General features: G+C 66.5%; 21 protein-coding genes. 5 read left to right on the top strand and 16 right to left on the bottom strand.

The window, feature by feature from the left end:
* The first annotated feature begins 195 nt into the window (after nt 1-195).
* Entirely contained in the window at nt 196-1,206 is a 1,011-nt protein-coding gene (locus tag ABD255_RS26825; RefSeq protein WP_344218704.1) for a tyrosine-type recombinase/integrase, read from the top strand.
* Nucleotides 1,207-1,460: 254 nt separating this feature from the next.
* On the opposite strand, the gene ABD255_RS26820 is transcribed toward ABD255_RS26825, so the two are convergent.
* Complete coding sequence (locus tag ABD255_RS26820; RefSeq protein ID WP_344218702.1) at nt 1,461-2,012, bottom strand: hypothetical protein; 552 nt, start codon at nt 2,010-2,012, stop codon at nt 1,461-1,463.
* Entirely contained in the window at nt 2,009-2,560 is a 552-nt protein-coding gene (locus tag ABD255_RS26815; RefSeq protein ID WP_344218700.1) for a hypothetical protein, read from the bottom strand. The genes ABD255_RS26820 and ABD255_RS26815 overlap by 4 nt, the downstream gene beginning before the upstream one ends.
* A gap of 377 nt (nt 2,561-2,937) precedes the next feature.
* Between ABD255_RS26815 and ABD255_RS26810 the strand changes: the two genes are divergently transcribed.
* Nucleotides 2,938-3,189, top strand: a complete 252-nt coding sequence (locus tag ABD255_RS26810) for a hypothetical protein (RefSeq protein WP_344218698.1) — start codon at nt 2,938-2,940, stop codon at nt 3,187-3,189.
* Between the two features lie 33 nt (nt 3,190-3,222).
* Here ABD255_RS26810 and ABD255_RS26805 read toward each other — a convergent pair whose 3' ends face one another.
* Nucleotides 3,223-3,984, bottom strand: coding sequence for a GntR family transcriptional regulator (locus ABD255_RS26805; RefSeq protein WP_344218696.1), 762 nt, complete (start codon nt 3,982-3,984; stop codon nt 3,223-3,225).
* A 170-nt stretch (nt 3,985-4,154) separates the two neighbouring features.
* Here ABD255_RS26805 and ABD255_RS26800 point away from each other — a divergent pair, with 170 nt between their 5' ends.
* On the top strand, nt 4,155-4,331 hold the full coding sequence (locus ABD255_RS26800; RefSeq protein ID WP_344218694.1) for a hypothetical protein: 177 nt from the start codon (nt 4,155-4,157) through the stop codon (nt 4,329-4,331).
* Nucleotides 4,332-4,689: 358 nt separating this feature from the next.
* Here the strand turns inward: ABD255_RS26800 and ABD255_RS26795 are convergent, their stop codons facing one another.
* The 10 genes from ABD255_RS26795 to ABD255_RS26750 all read right to left on the bottom strand — a co-directional run bounded on the left by ABD255_RS26795 (nt 4,690) and on the right by ABD255_RS26750 (nt 10,780).
* Nucleotides 4,690-5,514 carry a phage major capsid protein gene (locus ABD255_RS26795; RefSeq protein ID WP_344218692.1) on the bottom strand — a complete coding sequence of 275 codons (825 nt, stop codon included), beginning with the start codon at nt 5,512-5,514 and terminating at the stop codon, nt 4,690-4,692.
* An 81-nt stretch (nt 5,515-5,595) separates the two neighbouring features.
* Complete coding sequence (locus ABD255_RS26790) at nt 5,596-5,814, bottom strand: hypothetical protein (RefSeq protein WP_344218690.1); 219 nt, start codon at nt 5,812-5,814, stop codon at nt 5,596-5,598.
* The gene (locus ABD255_RS26785) at nt 5,807-6,064 is read right to left on the bottom strand and encodes a hypothetical protein (RefSeq protein WP_344218687.1); all 258 of its coding nucleotides are present in this window, start codon (nt 6,062-6,064) and stop codon (nt 5,807-5,809) included. Before ABD255_RS26785 ends, ABD255_RS26790 begins: the two co-directional genes overlap by 8 nt.
* Before the next feature lie 185 nt (nt 6,065-6,249).
* Nucleotides 6,250-6,606: a hypothetical protein gene (locus ABD255_RS26780; RefSeq protein WP_344218685.1), complete on the bottom strand. Its 357-nt coding sequence runs from the start codon at nt 6,604-6,606 to the stop codon at nt 6,250-6,252.
* Nucleotides 6,607-6,610: 4 nt separating this feature from the next.
* A complete protein-coding gene (locus ABD255_RS26775) occupies nt 6,611-6,961 on the bottom strand; it encodes a hypothetical protein (RefSeq protein ID WP_344218683.1) in 351 nt (116 codons plus the stop codon).
* A 176-nt stretch (nt 6,962-7,137) separates the two neighbouring features.
* Nucleotides 7,138-7,383, bottom strand: coding sequence for a hypothetical protein (locus ABD255_RS26770; RefSeq protein ID WP_344218681.1), 246 nt, complete (start codon nt 7,381-7,383; stop codon nt 7,138-7,140).
* A complete protein-coding gene (locus ABD255_RS26765) occupies nt 7,380-7,595 on the bottom strand; it encodes a hypothetical protein (protein WP_344218679.1) in 216 nt (71 codons plus the stop codon). Before ABD255_RS26765 ends, ABD255_RS26770 begins: the two co-directional genes overlap by 4 nt.
* A gap of 264 nt (nt 7,596-7,859) precedes the next feature.
* Nucleotides 7,860-8,336, bottom strand: coding sequence for a hypothetical protein (locus ABD255_RS26760; RefSeq protein WP_344218677.1), 477 nt, complete (start codon nt 8,334-8,336; stop codon nt 7,860-7,862).
* Nucleotides 8,337-8,876: 540 nt separating this feature from the next.
* The gene (locus ABD255_RS26755; protein ID WP_344218675.1) at nt 8,877-9,194 is read right to left on the bottom strand and encodes a hypothetical protein; all 318 of its coding nucleotides are present in this window, start codon (nt 9,192-9,194) and stop codon (nt 8,877-8,879) included.
* Between the two features lie 581 nt (nt 9,195-9,775).
* Nucleotides 9,776-10,780, bottom strand: a complete 1,005-nt coding sequence (locus ABD255_RS26750; protein WP_344218673.1) for a DMT family transporter — start codon at nt 10,778-10,780, stop codon at nt 9,776-9,778.
* 75 nt (nt 10,781-10,855) lie between these two features.
* Between ABD255_RS26750 and ABD255_RS26745 the strand changes: the two genes are divergently transcribed.
* Together ABD255_RS26745 and ABD255_RS26740 are read left to right on the top strand one after the other, a co-directional pair.
* Nucleotides 10,856-11,752 (top strand): LysR family transcriptional regulator, encoded by an 897-nt coding sequence (locus tag ABD255_RS26745; RefSeq protein WP_344218671.1) that lies wholly within the window; start codon nt 10,856-10,858, stop codon nt 11,750-11,752.
* A 204-nt stretch (nt 11,753-11,956) separates the two neighbouring features.
* Nucleotides 11,957-12,781, top strand: a complete 825-nt coding sequence (locus tag ABD255_RS26740) for an alpha/beta fold hydrolase (RefSeq protein WP_344218669.1) — start codon at nt 11,957-11,959, stop codon at nt 12,779-12,781.
* 6 nt (nt 12,782-12,787) lie between these two features.
* On the opposite strand, the gene ABD255_RS26735 is transcribed toward ABD255_RS26740, so the two are convergent.
* The 3 genes from ABD255_RS26735 to ABD255_RS26725 all read right to left on the bottom strand — a co-directional run bounded on the left by ABD255_RS26735 (nt 12,788) and on the right by ABD255_RS26725 (nt 16,044).
* Nucleotides 12,788-14,929, bottom strand: coding sequence for a DEAD/DEAH box helicase (locus ABD255_RS26735; RefSeq protein WP_344218667.1), 2,142 nt, complete (start codon nt 14,927-14,929; stop codon nt 12,788-12,790).
* A gap of 364 nt (nt 14,930-15,293) precedes the next feature.
* Nucleotides 15,294-15,623, bottom strand: coding sequence for a metalloregulator ArsR/SmtB family transcription factor (locus ABD255_RS26730; RefSeq protein ID WP_344218664.1), 330 nt, complete (start codon nt 15,621-15,623; stop codon nt 15,294-15,296).
* Nucleotides 15,613-16,044 carry an SRPBCC domain-containing protein gene (locus ABD255_RS26725; protein WP_344218662.1) on the bottom strand — a complete coding sequence of 144 codons (432 nt, stop codon included), beginning with the start codon at nt 16,042-16,044 and terminating at the stop codon, nt 15,613-15,615. Before ABD255_RS26725 ends, ABD255_RS26730 begins: the two co-directional genes overlap by 11 nt.
* Nucleotides 16,045-16,049: the final 5 nt, after the last annotated feature.

Here is a 16,049-nt window from a genome sequence, read left to right as displayed (position 1 = left end):
TATGCCAGGTTCTCGGTTTCCTAAACCGTGCGTCGCAGGTTCGAATCCTGCCGGGGGCACCGACCAGCGTCTGACCTGGGATAGACAGACTGTTTCCAGGTCAGAGCCGGACACTCTCGGCTAGTAACCAAGGCCATGCACACACAGTTTCGGGTAAGCGGATCGGTCCGTCCGACACCCGAGGAGCACCAGCGCATGACCACCGTTCCAAGCCGCGCGCCGCACAGACCGGCGCGCACCCTGCGGGCCGTGCCCGACACTGCGGGCCGGGCAGCCCGCGCCCAACAGCGCGACCTGTTCGCCGACTCCCTGCGGGCCGAGAACAGCAAGCGCGGTAAGCCCTACAGTGAGCGCACCATCGGCGCATACCTGGATGCCGTCGATTCGCTCGGCCGCTGGCTCACCAAGACCGACCACCCCGATGGATTCGACACCATGACCATCGGCCAGTTCAACACCTACCTCGCGGACTACCTGAAGGGCCACACCCTCGGTGGCACCGTGACCAAGCAAGGCAACCTGCGGATGTTCCTCAAGCACATCGCCGAGGAGTACGACACCGACAACCTGTGGACGCATCCCAAGAGGAACAGCTATGGCCGACAGGAGGCGCACCCACCGATCTTGGTGCCCGACCTGATCGCCGCCTTGCTCAAGGTCACCAGCGGCAAGAGCTTCGAAGACCGGCGCGACCATGCGCTCATCCGAGTCCTGCTACACGGACCCCGTCGAACCGAAGTGACCAGCATGCAGGTCGAGCACCTGGATCTGACCTCGGTCATCCGCACGTTCGCCGTGATCGGCCTGAAGGGTCGGCCGAGCCGCCGCAATGAACTGGGCGACCGCGACGTGCTCGCCTTGAAGAGGTGGCTCAACCAGCGCGCCAGGCACCGCCGCATCCGGAGCACCACTGAAGGTCCTCTGTGGATTGCAGAGAAGACCGGTGCAGCCCTCAAGGGTGATGGCATCTACCAGATGCTGCGCCGCCGCGCGGTCCAGGCGGGCTACCGGCGTGAGGCGATCCGGCCGCACCTGTTCCGGCACACCATGGCGCATGAGGCCCTGGCGTCCGGCATGTCAGAGTCCGAGGTCATGGCCAAGGCCGGTTGGAAGGATCGTGCGATGGTCGACCGCTATGGCGCAAGCATGGCCGAACAGCGAGCCCTGGAAGCGTTCGCGCGGTCAGGCTTCAGCGACCGCTACTGAGCCCAGTCACAGCGCCCTGGTGCCCGACATGCGTCAGGTACCGGGGCGCTGTCGTGTCCGGTCCCGTTGCGCCCCTAAGCGGGCTGCCAGCGGCTCGCCTAGTCCTCGTGTCAACCGTTGCCTCTCAGCAGCTCAGATCGGCGCTCAGGCGGCGTGAGCGTCGGATCGGGAAGGGTGGGGGCACCTCTCGCGCGCGCGAGAGTGCACACCACTCCCGGCCAGGCATTTTGATGCGGTCGTAGGTTATTGAGCGTTCAACTTGGACGTGAATCGTTGCCCTCGGCCTCTTTCTCGGCCCTCTTCGTCCGGAAGTACCAGAGACTCGCCTCTGGCGGCGCTGGCGGGAACTCCACCGGGCCTAGCGGTGCCCAATGCTCGGCTTGCGCTCGCCTCCCGCCAGGAATCTCTACCGAGCCGTCCGACATCCACTCCAGTGCGGGCTCCCAGTACTGGCCACGCTCCTCAGGTGGATAGTGGCGCGCTATGTACTGCCCCCACTCGGCAGCCCGCTTGGCCACTTCCTCGATGTCGCGTCGGCGCTGCATGACGGCCTGCTGACGTGCTTCACCGCTACCTGCCGAATCATCCTCGGTTGGCAGTTGGGCAGGCTGGACCGCGTCAGCCACCGCCTCCGCGAGCAGGGCGGAAGGGTCGGCTTCGAAGGCGACGCCACCCGGGCCGGTCCCACGTCGCACGCGATCGACCAGCCGTGTGATCGGCTTGCGCTGCGTGAGGAGGAGTAGGCCGACGATGATCGGCCAGTACGCCTTCGTAATGAGTTCGGCGGCGAACTCCCAACCGTTCACCGGCGCTCACCCTTGCTCGTGATCCGCTCCGAGAGACGGGTCTCCGGCTGTTGCTGCGGATCATCCACGTCATACCCACCCCGCTGGCCGTAGGTGATCGCAACAGAGCCGTCCGGGTGCCAGTCGAGCTTCGGCTCCCAGTAGACGCCCGGCCGTTTGTTCGGCATGTAGTCGGACATGTACTGGCCCCACAACGCGGCCACCTTGGCAACTTCGGTCACCTGCCGCTGACGGTTACGCCGTTCCTCCGCTAGCAGTTCATCGACCCTCGCGGCTACCTCGGGTGGCAAGTCCGGAGAGCCCTGGTCAATGGCCTTCGCATCCGCCGCAGGCTCGACGGCGGCTACCTGCTCCAACACTGCTCGTGTCTGCTCTGCCTTCGTGGCCTTGAACTTGGTACCACCAGGCAACTGCCCCTCGTAGATGCGTCCAATCAGGTCCGCGATCGGCTTGCGCTGCGTCAGGATCAGGATGCCGACCAGGACGCCGACAGCTAGCGGCCAGGCCAGATTTCCGGTCATCTCCGCGATGAACTCGCGCCAGTTCATGCGTGGGCTCCCTTCGGTCAGAGTGTGAGCGTAGGCCTGACTCATACCGGCGAGGCGTCGGCGCGCCGCTCCCGAACAGGAGGGTGCCGCCCTAGCCTCAGACGGTGGGGATCTTCTGCGCGATCACTGGCTTGCTGCTAACGACAATCGGAACTGTTCTGGCTGCCATAGCGCTGCTGCAGGACTGGCGAGACCATGCTGGAGGTGAGCCGCTGGTACCGGTCCTGGCTCGTTTGAAGAGATGGTTCGTCAGGCGGGTGTTGCGCCGCCCTCCGGGAAAGCACGTTGTCGGCGCCGGGGTTGCCCTGAGCTGGGGAGTCGCTGCCTCAGCCAAGGGCTACGCGGCTCCACCGAGCAACGCACCGGTTGATGTGCAGATGCGGTTCGTCCGCGAGCGCCTGCTGGCGCTGGAGGCGAGGATCGGCGAGGAGCGTCGGGAGATCGATCAGAGGATAGACAAGGTCCAAACGGCAGCGCAGGAGGCCGACGCCAGATCGCAGACCGCGATCGCCGAGGTCGAAGCCAAGGTTCGCGAAGTCGCCACCGGCAGCGTTCGGATGGAACTTGTCGGGCTGGTCCTCGTCGGCTTCGGCTCGATCGTGTCGACACTGCCCGCTGTCTTCAGCTAGCAGTGATACCCCTAGGTCCTGGCGCCCGATGTATCAGTCCCGGCCCGGGATCTCCAGCCGGTAGGACAGTAGGTAGCGGGCCGACGAGACCACGATGTCGGCTGTCTCCACTGGCCGGTCCTCCACGTAGTAGGTGCGTTCGATCACCAGCACCGGCACGCCTTGCGGTACCGACAGCGTCTCCGCCTCGTAGGGCCGCGCTGCCCGGCCGGTCACGTCTTCCTTCACGTGGGTGATGTGCAGCCCGATCCGGTCGAACCGCGGCACGACCCCGGTCACCGGGCCAGACTCTGGCTGCTCGATCTCGGTGCCTTCGGTGATTGCTAGCGGCTCGAAGGACGTGGAAAGCATCACCGGCTCGTCGTCGGCGAGGAACCGGTACGACGTGCGCATCACCGGATCCCCCGGCGCGATCCCGAGCCGGTCTGCGATCACCTTGGACGCGGTGGTCTTGCGGGACTGGTAGTCCCACTCCGGGCGCTGCCCGCCGGCCGAGGTGACGGAAGCGAATGGTGACGACTGCGGCCGCTCGTTGTAGAGGTGGCCGATCACACGGCGGGTCGGAGGCCGGAGCGACCGCACGTACGACCCCCTGCCCTGCTGCTTGACGATCAGCCCCTCGGTCCGCAGGACGTCGAGTGCCTGTCGAACGACGATGCGCGATACGCCGTAGTCAGTCATCAGTTCCGGTTCGCTGGGCAGCTTGTCGTCGGTCTTGAGAGTGCCGTCGAGGATCTGCGAGCGCAGATCGTCCGCGATCTGAAGATAGGCAGGGCGACCCGAGAACGTGCTCACGCATGGCCTCCTCACACCCGGACTACTCGGTATGACGAGTCTCCCAGACCGGGCATGCCGACGACCCCCACGGCCGCCGCGTGTCCGGGGGGCGAGACCTTGGTTACTCATCCTACTCATTATAAAGTGTTGCACTCGGTAGAGATTCGGCAAGCGGGGAGTGACTGAGCGTGGATGACGTGAGGCAGGAGGTCGAGAAAGACAGCAAAGGCTGGCCGATCCTGCGGTCGGCCCAAGACCTCGACTGCGACGGCAAGAACCCCACGACCGGCCGGACGTGTGTACTCGGATACCACCGGGGCAACCACCGCGATGAGACCGGTACCGAATGGCTGGACGACGAGTGAAGACACGGAACGTCCGCGACCGGCGCTTGCGCCGTTGGGCTCTACGAATCTGGGCCATCGATCTGCGGAACGGCGTACAGCCTGACGGCTGCGACGATCGGCACGTGGGGCAGGTTCTACCGTGGTGTGTCGAGGCGTACATGTCGAGGTGGCCGGTCACTCCCAGCATGACTACCCGCAGGTTCCGCGCCACCGAACGGCGGAGACTCGCGCCCGCTCGACAACGGGCGCACTGATCCGGCGCGGCTGGCGTGCTGGTGGTTCCCTACACACCCGCGCCGGTCGCGCCGCACGACCCCTGAGGGGTGCACAGCGTGCCCTCGCTCCCGCTCCTCAATGGGACCGAGGGCATGTGCTGTTACGGCGCAGGCGTGACCGTGACCTGGCGGATCGCCTTGGTCGGGTTCGGGACACCGACCCCGAACTGACCGGAGGTCCGCAGAGCCACCGAGTCCCGCTCGTACGCCGGGGCGTATTCGCGGCTCGGGGTAATTGTGAAGTCCTCCGCGACCACCCAGAACACTTCGGTCCGGTCGTAGACCAGCGCCTCACCCGTAGCCAGCGAAGGCACGGCCACCACGTCGAGGCCGTTGTACCGGGTCAGGCCGTCGCGGTAGATCGGGTAGCCGTTGGCGTCGATCCGGCCCTCCTCCTGGACGACCGCCACCGGGTCCAGGGCAAGGGTCGTCGGCGTACCGCCAGCGGCCACAATCTCGCCCTTGGCAATCGTCACGGCGTCCCAGAGGTCGTCACCGGCCGCCGCGTCCGGGGCGACCGAGAACACACCCTTGGGGTTCGGGGCGACCCCGTTACCGTGGAGCAGGCCGTCATCGAGTCGGCGCGCGAAGAACTCCCGCATGACCCGCTGGACCTCGGCCACGATGTCGGTACGGGAGTCGCGGATCATCCGGTCCGAGAGCATCGGGATGCCGGCCAACTCTTCGGCCTTCACCAGTACGCCTTCGGTGTCGATGGTCATGCTGGGCTTCACGTCGCCCTCGTTGATCCACGCAGCCCCGGACATGCCGGTGATGGTGCGGAACACCGAGTCGGTCTGGCCCGAGTCCCAACGGGTCAGACTCTGGGCAAAGGGGTTGCCCCCGGCAATCGCGTTCAGAATGACGGGGTACACCTCGGCCGGAAACTGCCCGTCGAAAGCCGAGGTAGTCAGGATGGTGGGCATTGCTGAGAGTCCTTACGTGCAAGGCAAAACGCTTGCCCTGCACGCGGCTACTCAGCCAGCGGCTCCGGCCGGTCGGCTCCATCAGCGCGACCTGCCCACCATCTTCCCACGCAACTCCTGAGCCCGTACGAGTACCGCGGCCAGGTCGTCACCTTCCAGCAGATCCAGGTGATCGCCGGTCGCAAGCAGCAGCGCTGCGACGGCATCGATGGCGCACCGCTGGTAGTGATCCCGCTGGTTCGCCACCCGTTCTAGCTGTCGCCGGTACCGCGCATCGCGACCGCTCAGCGGTTCAGGCATCGTTGCCCTTCGGCTCCATCATCTCGGCGACGACGCCATCCAGCAGCACGAGCGGATCGGTCTCGGTATTGGCGGCCAAGCTGTCCGCGAAGACCGCCACGAGGCTCAAGCTGGCCGCGACCAACTCATGCCAGGGCATGCCCTCCAGCCGATCCCGGGCCATCCGCGCATCGCCGGTCATCCAGTACCGCGCGGCCGTGGCAACCGCGCCCAGGTACGCATCCCGGTGCGGGTCGATGTTCCTGTTCATGTCGTTCTCCTTGTTCGATGGGACGACGACGAGATGTTGTTCTTCCTCGTGAACACCACTTCGTCGTCGCTCGTTTCTCGCAGCCTGGGAAGGTCCCGGCTGATCCCTCCGCCACAGCGGCGGGCGGGGTAAGTACTTAGGGGAGGCAAGAAAGGGGGCAGGAAAGGGAAAGATTCCGCACCCTTTCATGCCTCTTTTCCTGCCCCCTTTCGCCGGGGATCGGTCCGGCAGTCGGTGCAGGTCGACGGAGACGACGGAGTGACATAGTGGTAGACCTGCTGCTGACCGTTGAAGCCGTACCGGTGCAGCTTCAACCAGCCCGCATTCTCGGCCCGCCGCATCTGTCTACGGACGGTGCTCTCGAACACTCCGCACAGCTTCGCCAGTCGGTCCCTCTTGATCGCGTGCTCGTTCATCGCGTCGTCGTGGTACTGCCCGTGGCCGGACTCGGAGTGCTTGGTCAGCGTCAGCTTCACCCCCGACGGCAGCAGGGACTGCTGGACCGCCCGACGCCACTCCTGCCGGGTCTTCTCGCTGCCCACCGGCTCACTCGTCCGGGTCGTAGCTGTGGAAGGCGGTGACGTACGTCCCGCACTGCGAGCAGGTCAGCGGCAGCGGCGTACCGATCCGAAAGGGAGCCCTGCAGGGGATGCCGTCGCGATCAACACCAGGGCATTCCGGTGGCGTTGTTCGGCGCGACCGCGCGGCAACGATGCTGCCAGCCTGCTGGACGTCGTAGCCGGCCTCCCTGAGATCGGCGGCCACCTTCTCCATCCAGTAGGCCGGGACGGACCACTCCTTGTCTTCCGTCAACCACTCCCACGGCGTACACCGCTTGACGATCTCCTTCGCGGTTGGTGGGCATTGGATGCGCAGGTAGTCGCCAGCCTCCCGCAATACCGCTCTACCAAGTGGCCGCACCGACCTATCGATGCTGTGGGCAACTAGATTGGCGACCGGTTGGAGATTGTCGGTGGCGTCGTGCAGACTGGCCTCGGAACGGTTCTCCTTACTCCTTCCTTCGTTGGGTGCGGATCGGGGGCCGCCTCCCCCGTGGGGGCGGCCAACCGCGCTCATGCGGCACCACCACGCCTCCTGGCGCGGGCCAAGCGCATCTCGGCCATGTGCGCCTTGAGCGCGTACTCAGCCAGTTGTTGGCGGCGATCGGCTGGGAGCAGGCCGTCCGGATCAACCTGGGTTTCGAAGCGACGCCACAGTGCGCGGGCCGCTGCCTCGCTCTGCTCATCGCGTGCTGTCGGCCGTGCCCACCTGCTGTTGATCGCCTTCAGGGCGCGTTCGCGCCTCTGCTCTGGCGTCACAGGGCTGCCTCGCCTCGGCCTTGCTCACCGAGCACACGGTCCAACTGATCGACCGGGTAGAGCAGGCTCCGCCCGACGCGGACAGGTGTCAGCAGGCCGTCTTTCGTACGGCGCTTGATCGTGTCCACCGACGTCTCGTACGCGGCTGCGCACTGCGTCCGAGTCAGGTATCCCGGCACCGGCGGCCGGATGGTGATGCCCTGATCGGGCATGGCTGTGCCTCCACTTCGTTCAACAGAACGACGGAGGATCGGCGAACCTTCGGACGGGGCTCTGACCCGCCTCGATCCTTCGTGCTGCACCCATATTGCAGACCCGAGCAGAGCGGGGCAAGCGGGGCAGAACCCCTTGAAAATAAGCGTGTCCGACTCTGGCCACTATTTGAGGACAACTGACGACAAGGTGTGCCAACTGACGCCATTAGGGGACTTCCGGGACAGAAGATTGGCAGAAATTTGCCGAGGGCAAGGAAGCTGTCAATGCAGGTGGCCGAGGGCGCAGACCACCAGCGCGCGCGCCTTCGCCTCACCCATGAGCGCATCAGTCGGCCGCCGACCTACCCGAGTCCGATGCGGCCCAGCAGTCCGGTAGTTCGCGTGCAGCGCCACCGGGTGCGGCCCGGCCATCGGGTCGAGCGCGACCACCACCAGTGGCCGGTCAGCCGTCGCGACACCGGCCAGGGCTGCCGATCCAACCTGCCAGCGCGCGGCCCACCGGCAGGCGTCCGGGCCGTCTGAGCCTGTGTCGTACTCCTCGCCGTGCGGGTCGTCGTCACCGAGGGCCAGGGCGTCACCGGGCAGGCAATCGCGGTGATCGCCCAGAGCGTGCGCATTGTCCCGGTCGAAGGTGTGCCAGCACCCGTCAGACAGGCGAGGATGCCGCCGTAGCGGGCACAGCAGCGCCGCACATCGGGGACACTCGGATACCCGCCATTCCCCACGTCGCAATTCCATTCCCCACCCCTGCATTCTTAGACACACAGTTTCGGAGTAACTCAGTAGTCATTACCCCTACATTCTCGCAGGTCAGAGGCGTGTTAGTATCTAAGCAATACCGATCTATTTCCTAAACCGTGCGTCGCAGGTTCGAATCCTGCCGGGGGCACTGCCGGGGGCACAAATCGGCCTCTGACCTGGGCAAACACCACAGTTCCCGGTCAGGGCCAGATTCCGGGCCAGCAACTAAGGGCGTAGATACACAGTTTCGGGAGCGGTTACCAGACCGATCCGGAGGACTGTTCCCATGACTACCGCTCCAATCCGCGCGCCTCACCGGCCAGCGCGTGCCTTGCGCGCCATGTCCGCCACACCAGGACAGGCCACCCGCGCCGAGCAGCGCGACCTGTTCGCAGACACCCTGCGCGCCGAGCCGAGCAAGCGCGGCAAGCCCTACAGCGAGCGCACCATCGGTGCGTACCTGGATGCCGTCGATTCGCTCGGTCGCTGGCTGACTACCACCGGGCATCCCGATGGGTTCGACACCATGACTGTTGCTCAGTTCAATTCGTGGAAGTACGTGACGCGCTTGCCCAATGCGTCGGCGTACGCGATCTCGCGGCGGGTGGCCTCCCCGATATAGCCACCGGGGTTCACGATTCGCACCTCATCCGCGAGGTCGATCCGGCGGAGGTGTAGCTCTCCCAAGGCGCGGACGAGCAAAGGGTCCAGCACAGGCGCCTCGATGGCCTCCGGAACCAGGACGATCGCCAGATCGAGCGTCAAGCGCGTGCGCTCGGTCGCAAACTCCCTGCTGAAGCGCAGGGAACCGCACAGACAAACGATCTTCGGGCGAGCAACCGGCACGCTGGACATAGACACCCTTCAAGAGCCAAAGGTCTCCCAGCATCCCATGCTGCCGATGCCGGCCAGGCACTTATGCGCGCCCGTAGGTTATTGACCACTCAACTCTGACGGGACTTGTTGCTCTCGGCATCGTTCGCCGGTTCGGCCTGCGGGTCGTCGGACCACTCGTCCCAGCTGAATCGCGGATCATCCGGTCCGACAGCAGCGGGATGCCGGCCAACTCCTCGGACTTCACCAGCACGCCTTCTGTCTGGATCTCCACAGTGGGCTTCACGCCGCCCTTGTTGATCCACGCCGCGCCGGACATGCCAGTGATGGGACGGAACACCGACCGAGTGTTGCCACTGTCCCAACGGGTCAGGCTGTTCGGGAACGGATTTCCCCCGGCAATCGCCCATGGTGGAGGCCGAACCACACCACGAGCCGGGGCCATCGATGGGAGACCTGGTGGCAAGGCTCACGGATGCCCTGCCGCGGGCGCAGTATGTGGCGTTTACGGCTAGCCGTCTGACACCCGCCTTGATGAACCCGGATGTCGTCGACCACGAGTTTCCTCGTGACTTCATCGTTTCGATGCCGCGGCCCGAGGGCTACTTGGTCACATCCGGCGCCTCTGGTGCGGTACGGGCTTGACCTAGCCCGGGCGAGGTCGTGGCCAGCATGGTTCCAGCGCTGGTTTGCGGTGAGAGGTCAGGCGTTGTCTGGGCTGTGTTGAAGCCCTGTTGGCGGCTACTGGGGTTGGGGCGGGTGGGGAGTTGGATTACTAGGACTGCGGTGAGGACTAGGGCTCCGCCGATGGACTGTAGGGGGCCCAGGGACTCGTGGAAGATGGCGGCGGCTAGGGCGACTGTTACTGCGGGTTCGAGGGTGGAGAGGATTGAGGCGGTTGAGGGGCCTACTCGGGACATTCCGGCGAAGAAGGTGAGGATGGCGGCGACTGTGCTGATTAGGGCGATTGCTGTCAGCCAGAGCCAGCCGGTGGGGGCGAAGGTTAGGTTGGGGCCGCCTTGGGTGGCGGAGGCTACGGCGAAAGTAAAGGTGGCGCCGGTGCAGACCAGGGCGGATAGGGCTGTGGGGGGTAGGGCTGCGCCTACTCGGTCACCGGCGAGGATGTAGAGGGTGTAGGCGAGGGCGGCGCCGAAGCCCATCGCTGTGCCTAGGGGGTCGAGGGTGCCTGAGGCTGCGCCGCCTAGGACTAGGGCGGTGCCGGCGGAGGCGATTAAGAGGGCTGCGATTCTGCGGGTTGAGGGGCGCTCGCGGCCTAGGGCGATTGCGCCGATCATCACCAGGGCTGGATAGATGTAGAGGATCAGGGCTAGCAGGGACGCGTCCATGCGTTCTAGGGCGCCGAAGAAGAGGCCGGATTGGGTGGCGTAGCCGATGGCGCCCATGGCTAGGCCGGCTGCTATCGCGCGGCGGGGTAGGCCGCGCAGGGCGCCGGTGGCGCGGGATATGGCGAGCAACACGGCGGCTGCGAGCGCGAAGCGGATGAGTAGCAGGTCTCCGACGTCGACCCGCGCGTCGTACGCGAGTTTGCCGAAGATTGCCATGGCACCGAAGCAGATGGCTGAGAGGAGGCAGAGGAGCGGACCCACGTGACGATGCTGGCATCGTCAACTATTCACGTCCATCTCCGATTTATGCATGAAACCGGGTAGCGTTGGTGAACGATGCTTGATCTTCGGCGGTTGCGGTTGCTTCGGGAGTTGGATGCTCGGGGGACGGTTCATGGGGCCGCTCGAGCGCTTGGGTATACGCCGAGTGCGATCTCTCAGCAGCTGGCGGTGCTCGAGCGTGAGGCGGGGGCGAAGTTGCTCGAGCGGACTGGGCGGAACGTGCGACTCACGGACGCAGGCAGGGCGCTTGTACGGCACGCGGGCTTGCTGCTCGATGGGATGGAGGCGGCTGAGGCGGAGGTTGCCGCGATCGCCGCGGGGCAGCCGGCTGGCGTCGTACGGGTGTCGGCGTTTCAGTCGGCGTTCCTGAGAATTGTTGCGCCTGCGGTCGCGGCGCTCGCACAGAGCCATCCTGAGATTCGGGTCGAGGTGACCGAGGTGGAGGTTGAGGAGGCTGTGCCGGCGCTTCGGTTGCGGCAGCTTGACGCTGTGGTTGGTGACGAGTACTCCGGGCAGCCGCGTCCCGTTCACGGGGACCTCGCGCGTGAGTCGCTGGTGCGCGAGCAGGTGCGGCTGGTCCTGCCGGAGACTCATCCGCAAGCGAGCAGTCAGCGAGTGCGGATGGCGGAGCTCGCCGGGGCTCGGTGGGCCGCCTGCCAACCGGGGACGGGACATCGGGACATGCAGATTCGCGCGTGTCGGGAGTTTGGCGGGTTCGAACCGGATCTGCGGTACGCGTCGGACGACTTTCTGATTCTCGTGGAGATGGTTCGCACGGCGGGAGCCTGTGCGCTACTCCCCGACCTTGTGCTCGGGTACGGCGTACCGGGTGTCGCGGTGCGGTCCTTCGCCGAGGGGACGATCGATCGCGAGGTCTTCCTGCTCACCCGCGCGACCCGGACACCCGCGGTCGAGGCCGTTGCCGCCGCACTCCATCACGCCGCACCCTGACCGAAGATTGAGTTACGCCTCGCTCCGGAAGTCTGGTGGGCGTTAAGGTGTGCAAGGCGATCGCGACGCCGGGAATTCCGTTGCTCTACAGGCTTTCGTCCACGAAGACGATCGACGCAGTGCCCCTGCGACGGGGGCACATTCAGGGCCGGCTGGGGGCGGCTGGATCTTGCCTGAAGGACCTGATTCGAGGAAGGCATCACAGTGGGAACGATCACGACCAGCGACGGCATTGAGATCTTCTACAAAGACTGGGGCAGTGGGCAACCGATCGTGTTCAGCCATGGCTGGCCGCTGTCGGCTGACGACTGGGACAACCAGATGTTGTTCTTCCTGCAGCAGGGGTACCGCGTCGTCGCCCATGACCGCCGCGGTCACGGGCGATCCACCCAGACCGGTGACGGGCACGACATGGACCACTACGCGGACGACCTGGCGGCCGTGGTCGAGCACCTCGATCTGCAGGACGCCATTCACGTCGGGCACTCGACCGGCGGTGGCGAGGTCGTGCACTACCTGGCTCGGCACGGGGAGAGCCGGGCTTCCAAGGCCGCGATCCTCTGCGCGGTGCCGCCGCTGATGGTGAAGACCGACGCCAATCCGGACGGTCTGCCGAAGGACGTCTTCGACGGTCTGCAGGCGCAGTTGGCGGCCAACCGCTCGGAGTTCTACCGTGCGCTGCCCTCGGGGCCGTTCTACGGGTTCAACCGGCCGGGCGTCGAGTCGTCCGAGGCGATCATCGAGAACTGGTGGCGCCAGGGGATGATGGGCGGGGCGAAGGCGCACTACGACGGCGTCGTCGCCTTCTCCCAGACCGACTTCACCGAGGACCTGAAGAAGATCACCCTGCCGGTGCTGGTCATGCACAGCGAGGACGACCAGATCGTCCCGTACGGCGCCTCCGGGCCGCGGTCGGCCGAGTTGCTGCAGAACGGGACGCTGAAGACCTACTCGGACCTTCCGCACGGCATGCCGACCACTCACGCCGACGTAGTCAACGCCGACCTGCTGGAGTTCTTGCAGTCCTGATCGACGTCATCGCGATGCCTCGAGGGCATTGGTCAGCAGCGCGACGAGGGCCTCCAGTTGGATGTCCGACGAAGAGGAGAGGTCCTCGTCCGAACCGTCCAGTGCCTTCGCGGCCAGGCCTGCCTTGCTGTCGATGAGTTCGGCGATTCTGGTGTCGATGGTCTGGGCGGCGATGATGCGCCAGGCCGTGACGGGCTCGTCCTGGCCGATGCGGTGGATCCGGTCGATCGCCTGGGTCTGCTCCGCGTCGGTCCAGGAGAGCTCGGCGAGAACGACGTTGGAGGCGACCTGGAGGTTGAGGCCGACGCCGGCTGTCAGCAGGGAGCAGACGGCGATGGAGACGTCGGGATCGTTCACGAAGGCGTCGATGTTCTGCTGACGCTTCTTGGCGGACTGGTCGCCCCGAATCGAGGAGTACTGGATGCCGCGGTCGGCGAACAGTTCCTCGGCGGTGTCCATCACCTCGATGTGCTTGGCGAAGAAGACGACCTTGCCGACGTTGTGCGCGAGTTGCGCGGCGTAGTCGGCGGCCAGGCCGGCCTTGGCCTTGCCGATGCGGCGCACCAGGCTGAACACGTTCTCGTCGATCTTCGGCCTGGTCGGGTCGGCCCGCTCCCAGCCGGCGACCTGGCGGACCAGATCGTGGTCGATGCCGTCGATGGTCGAGCCGGAGGTCCGGGTCTCGAGGGCGCTGCGATACCGCGCCACCAGGTGCTCGGCGAGCTTGCGCTCGGCTTCCCGGATCGAGCGGCCGACGGCGTCGTCGAGTTCGACGGGCAGATCGGCGATCCGTCGGGCGGGGATGTCGGCGGCCACGTCGACCTTGCGCCGACGGACGATGCCCAGATCGACCACCCGAGCGCGAGCGGCCGGATAGAAGGCGGGATCGGCCGGCGTCAGGCCGATGTCCTCGAGGGACTCCATCAGGTCGGCGCCCGGTGCCTTCTCGTTGATCCAGCCGAGGAACTGCCAGATGGCCCGGAAGTCGTCGATGTCGTTGATCAGCGGAGTGCCGGTCAGCGCCATCAGCAGCGGACGCGGAGTACGGGTCCGGATCCGCTCGGACAACTGCAGCACGTTGCGGGAACGCTGGGACTTCTTGTTCTTGATGAAGTGCGCCTCGTCGACGACCATGCCACGGAAGCCGAGGTCGCCGAGCCAGCCGACGTGGCGGTCCAGCACCTCGTAGTTGACCACGACGATGTCGGCGAAGCCGTCGATCGTGTCACCGTCGCCGTGGATGACGGTGGCGGTCCGGTTCGGCGTCCACAGTGCGGCCTCGCGGGCCCAGTTGGCCTTGACCACATTCGGTACGACGACCAGCAGCGGGTACGCGTCCGCGGCCTGCGCGGCGAGCAACGCCTGAGCCGTCTTGCCCAGACCCGGCTCGTCGGCCAGCAGGAAGGTTCGATGGCCGGCCGCGGCAGCCGCGACAACCTGGGCCTGGTGCCGCATCAGTTCCAGCCCACCCGGCACTCGAACCACCGACGGCTCGGGCAGCGACTTGCCGGCCGACGCCGCGGCGGCGTACTCGAACGACTTGAGCAGGGGGCCGATCAGCTCCCAGCCGGTCAGGCGCCGCATCTGCTGCTGGCGCGGTCCGCGAGACTCCGCGGACGAGAAGTCGGGCGCGAGGAACGGATTGGCGAGCTGTCGCGAGACCACCGACTGCGGCACGACCCGGCGTTCGGGTTTGACCTCTGTGACCGTCGGCTCGACGATCGGCGCGGCCTCGGGGGCCGGCTCGATGCCGGCGGACGTCAGCAGTTCGCGTTTCAGCGCCGCGGCCGCCTCGGAGACGACGGCGTCCTCGGCGAGCAGCGCGAGCAGCGAGGTGTCGCGGGCGGCGGACTTCGCCAGGATCGTCGCGACCCCGTCGAGCCGCCTGAGCTGCTCGTCGCGGCGGGCGTCGCCGGCGGTCTTGTCCGCCTTCACCCGGGCACGCTCCTCGCGGACCAGCAGCGCCACCACCTGGAACTTGGTCCGCAGCGACGACTGCGTGGAACCACGCTGGACAGCCGCCTCGACCTCGCGCACGGCCTTGGCGAGGACCGGAAGGATGCCTTCGTTGTCGGCATCGCGGACGCGACGCCGACGTGGCGGAACGGTACGGGTAGCGCCGGACTGGCGCTGGCCTCGACGGGCCAAAGAGTCCTCCTCTGACGTGCCATGGCATGTCGCCATGGCGGCCTGGCAACACCCCGCGGCCCATCGGGTACATGATGAGACGTCGGGTGGAATGAGCCAGCGTGGCCGTTCGGCGACACGGTCCGATCCCACCGCTACCGCGAGCGATCGACGTGTCGGACTCCGACAGAACCACCCGCGGTATGAATCCGACGACCGACGGTCGAGGGCCGAGGGCGGGGGCCACGAGGCACAGCCGTCACTGACGATCGGCGTTACCAAGTTTGGTGCTGGACCAATAGTAGCGCGCCGGCCGTGTCATGTGCGGTCGAGGCGGCCTGCCCGGTCGGTGGAGTGGTCGAACTCCGGGACCAGGGGGATGAGGTCAGCGGTCGAGGTGGTCTCGCAGCGCGTTCAGTTGGTGGTCCCAGTCGCGGGCCATGGCGGCGAGGAACTGCTGTGCCACCTGCATCGGGGCGGAGCGGAGCCGGTAGCGGACTCGGCGGCGCTCGCCTGGTTCGGCCGTCACCAGGCCGGCCTCGGACAGCAGGTTGAGGTGCTTGGCGATCGCCTGCCGGGTGACGGGCAGGCGATCGGCCAGGTCCGTGGCCGTGGCGGGGCCACCTGACGCCAGTTCGGCGAGGATGCCGCGCCGGGTCGGGTCGGCCAGGGCGATGAAGACCTGTTCGGCGATCGCCTCGATGTCAGGAGGCATCGAGGTACTCGACCAGTTCACCGAGTTCGCGCGTCCAGCCCTCGGAGTTGCCGCCGTGCGCCTTGCGGAAGGACTCCTCCGGCAACTGGGCGAAGCCCGACTCCACCACCGTGAGGCGGGTGCCCGCGCCGACCGGCTCCAGGGTGAATTCGACGTACGTACGGCGGGGGTCGCCCTCCGGCAGTCCGTAGATGCGCCAGGTGAAGCCGAACACCGTCGGCTCCTCGACCCGCTCGATCCGCAGGTCGGCCTTGTCGCCGCTGTCCCAGCTCAGCCGGGCCGCCCCACCCGGCCGCAGGTCGATCGTCGCCTGCGTGCCGAACCAGGTGCCCAGTCCCTCGGCCGTGGTGATCGCCGCCCACACCTTCTCCGGCGGGTGGGCAAGCTCGAGGGTCCGCTCGATCCGGTCAGGGAAGGGCATCAGGC

Source organism: Kribbella sancticallisti, from assembly GCF_039530625.1.
GTDB lineage: Bacteria > Actinomycetota > Actinomycetes > Propionibacteriales > Kribbellaceae > Kribbella > Kribbella sancticallisti.
This window is presented reverse-complemented; position numbering and strand designations above follow the sequence as displayed.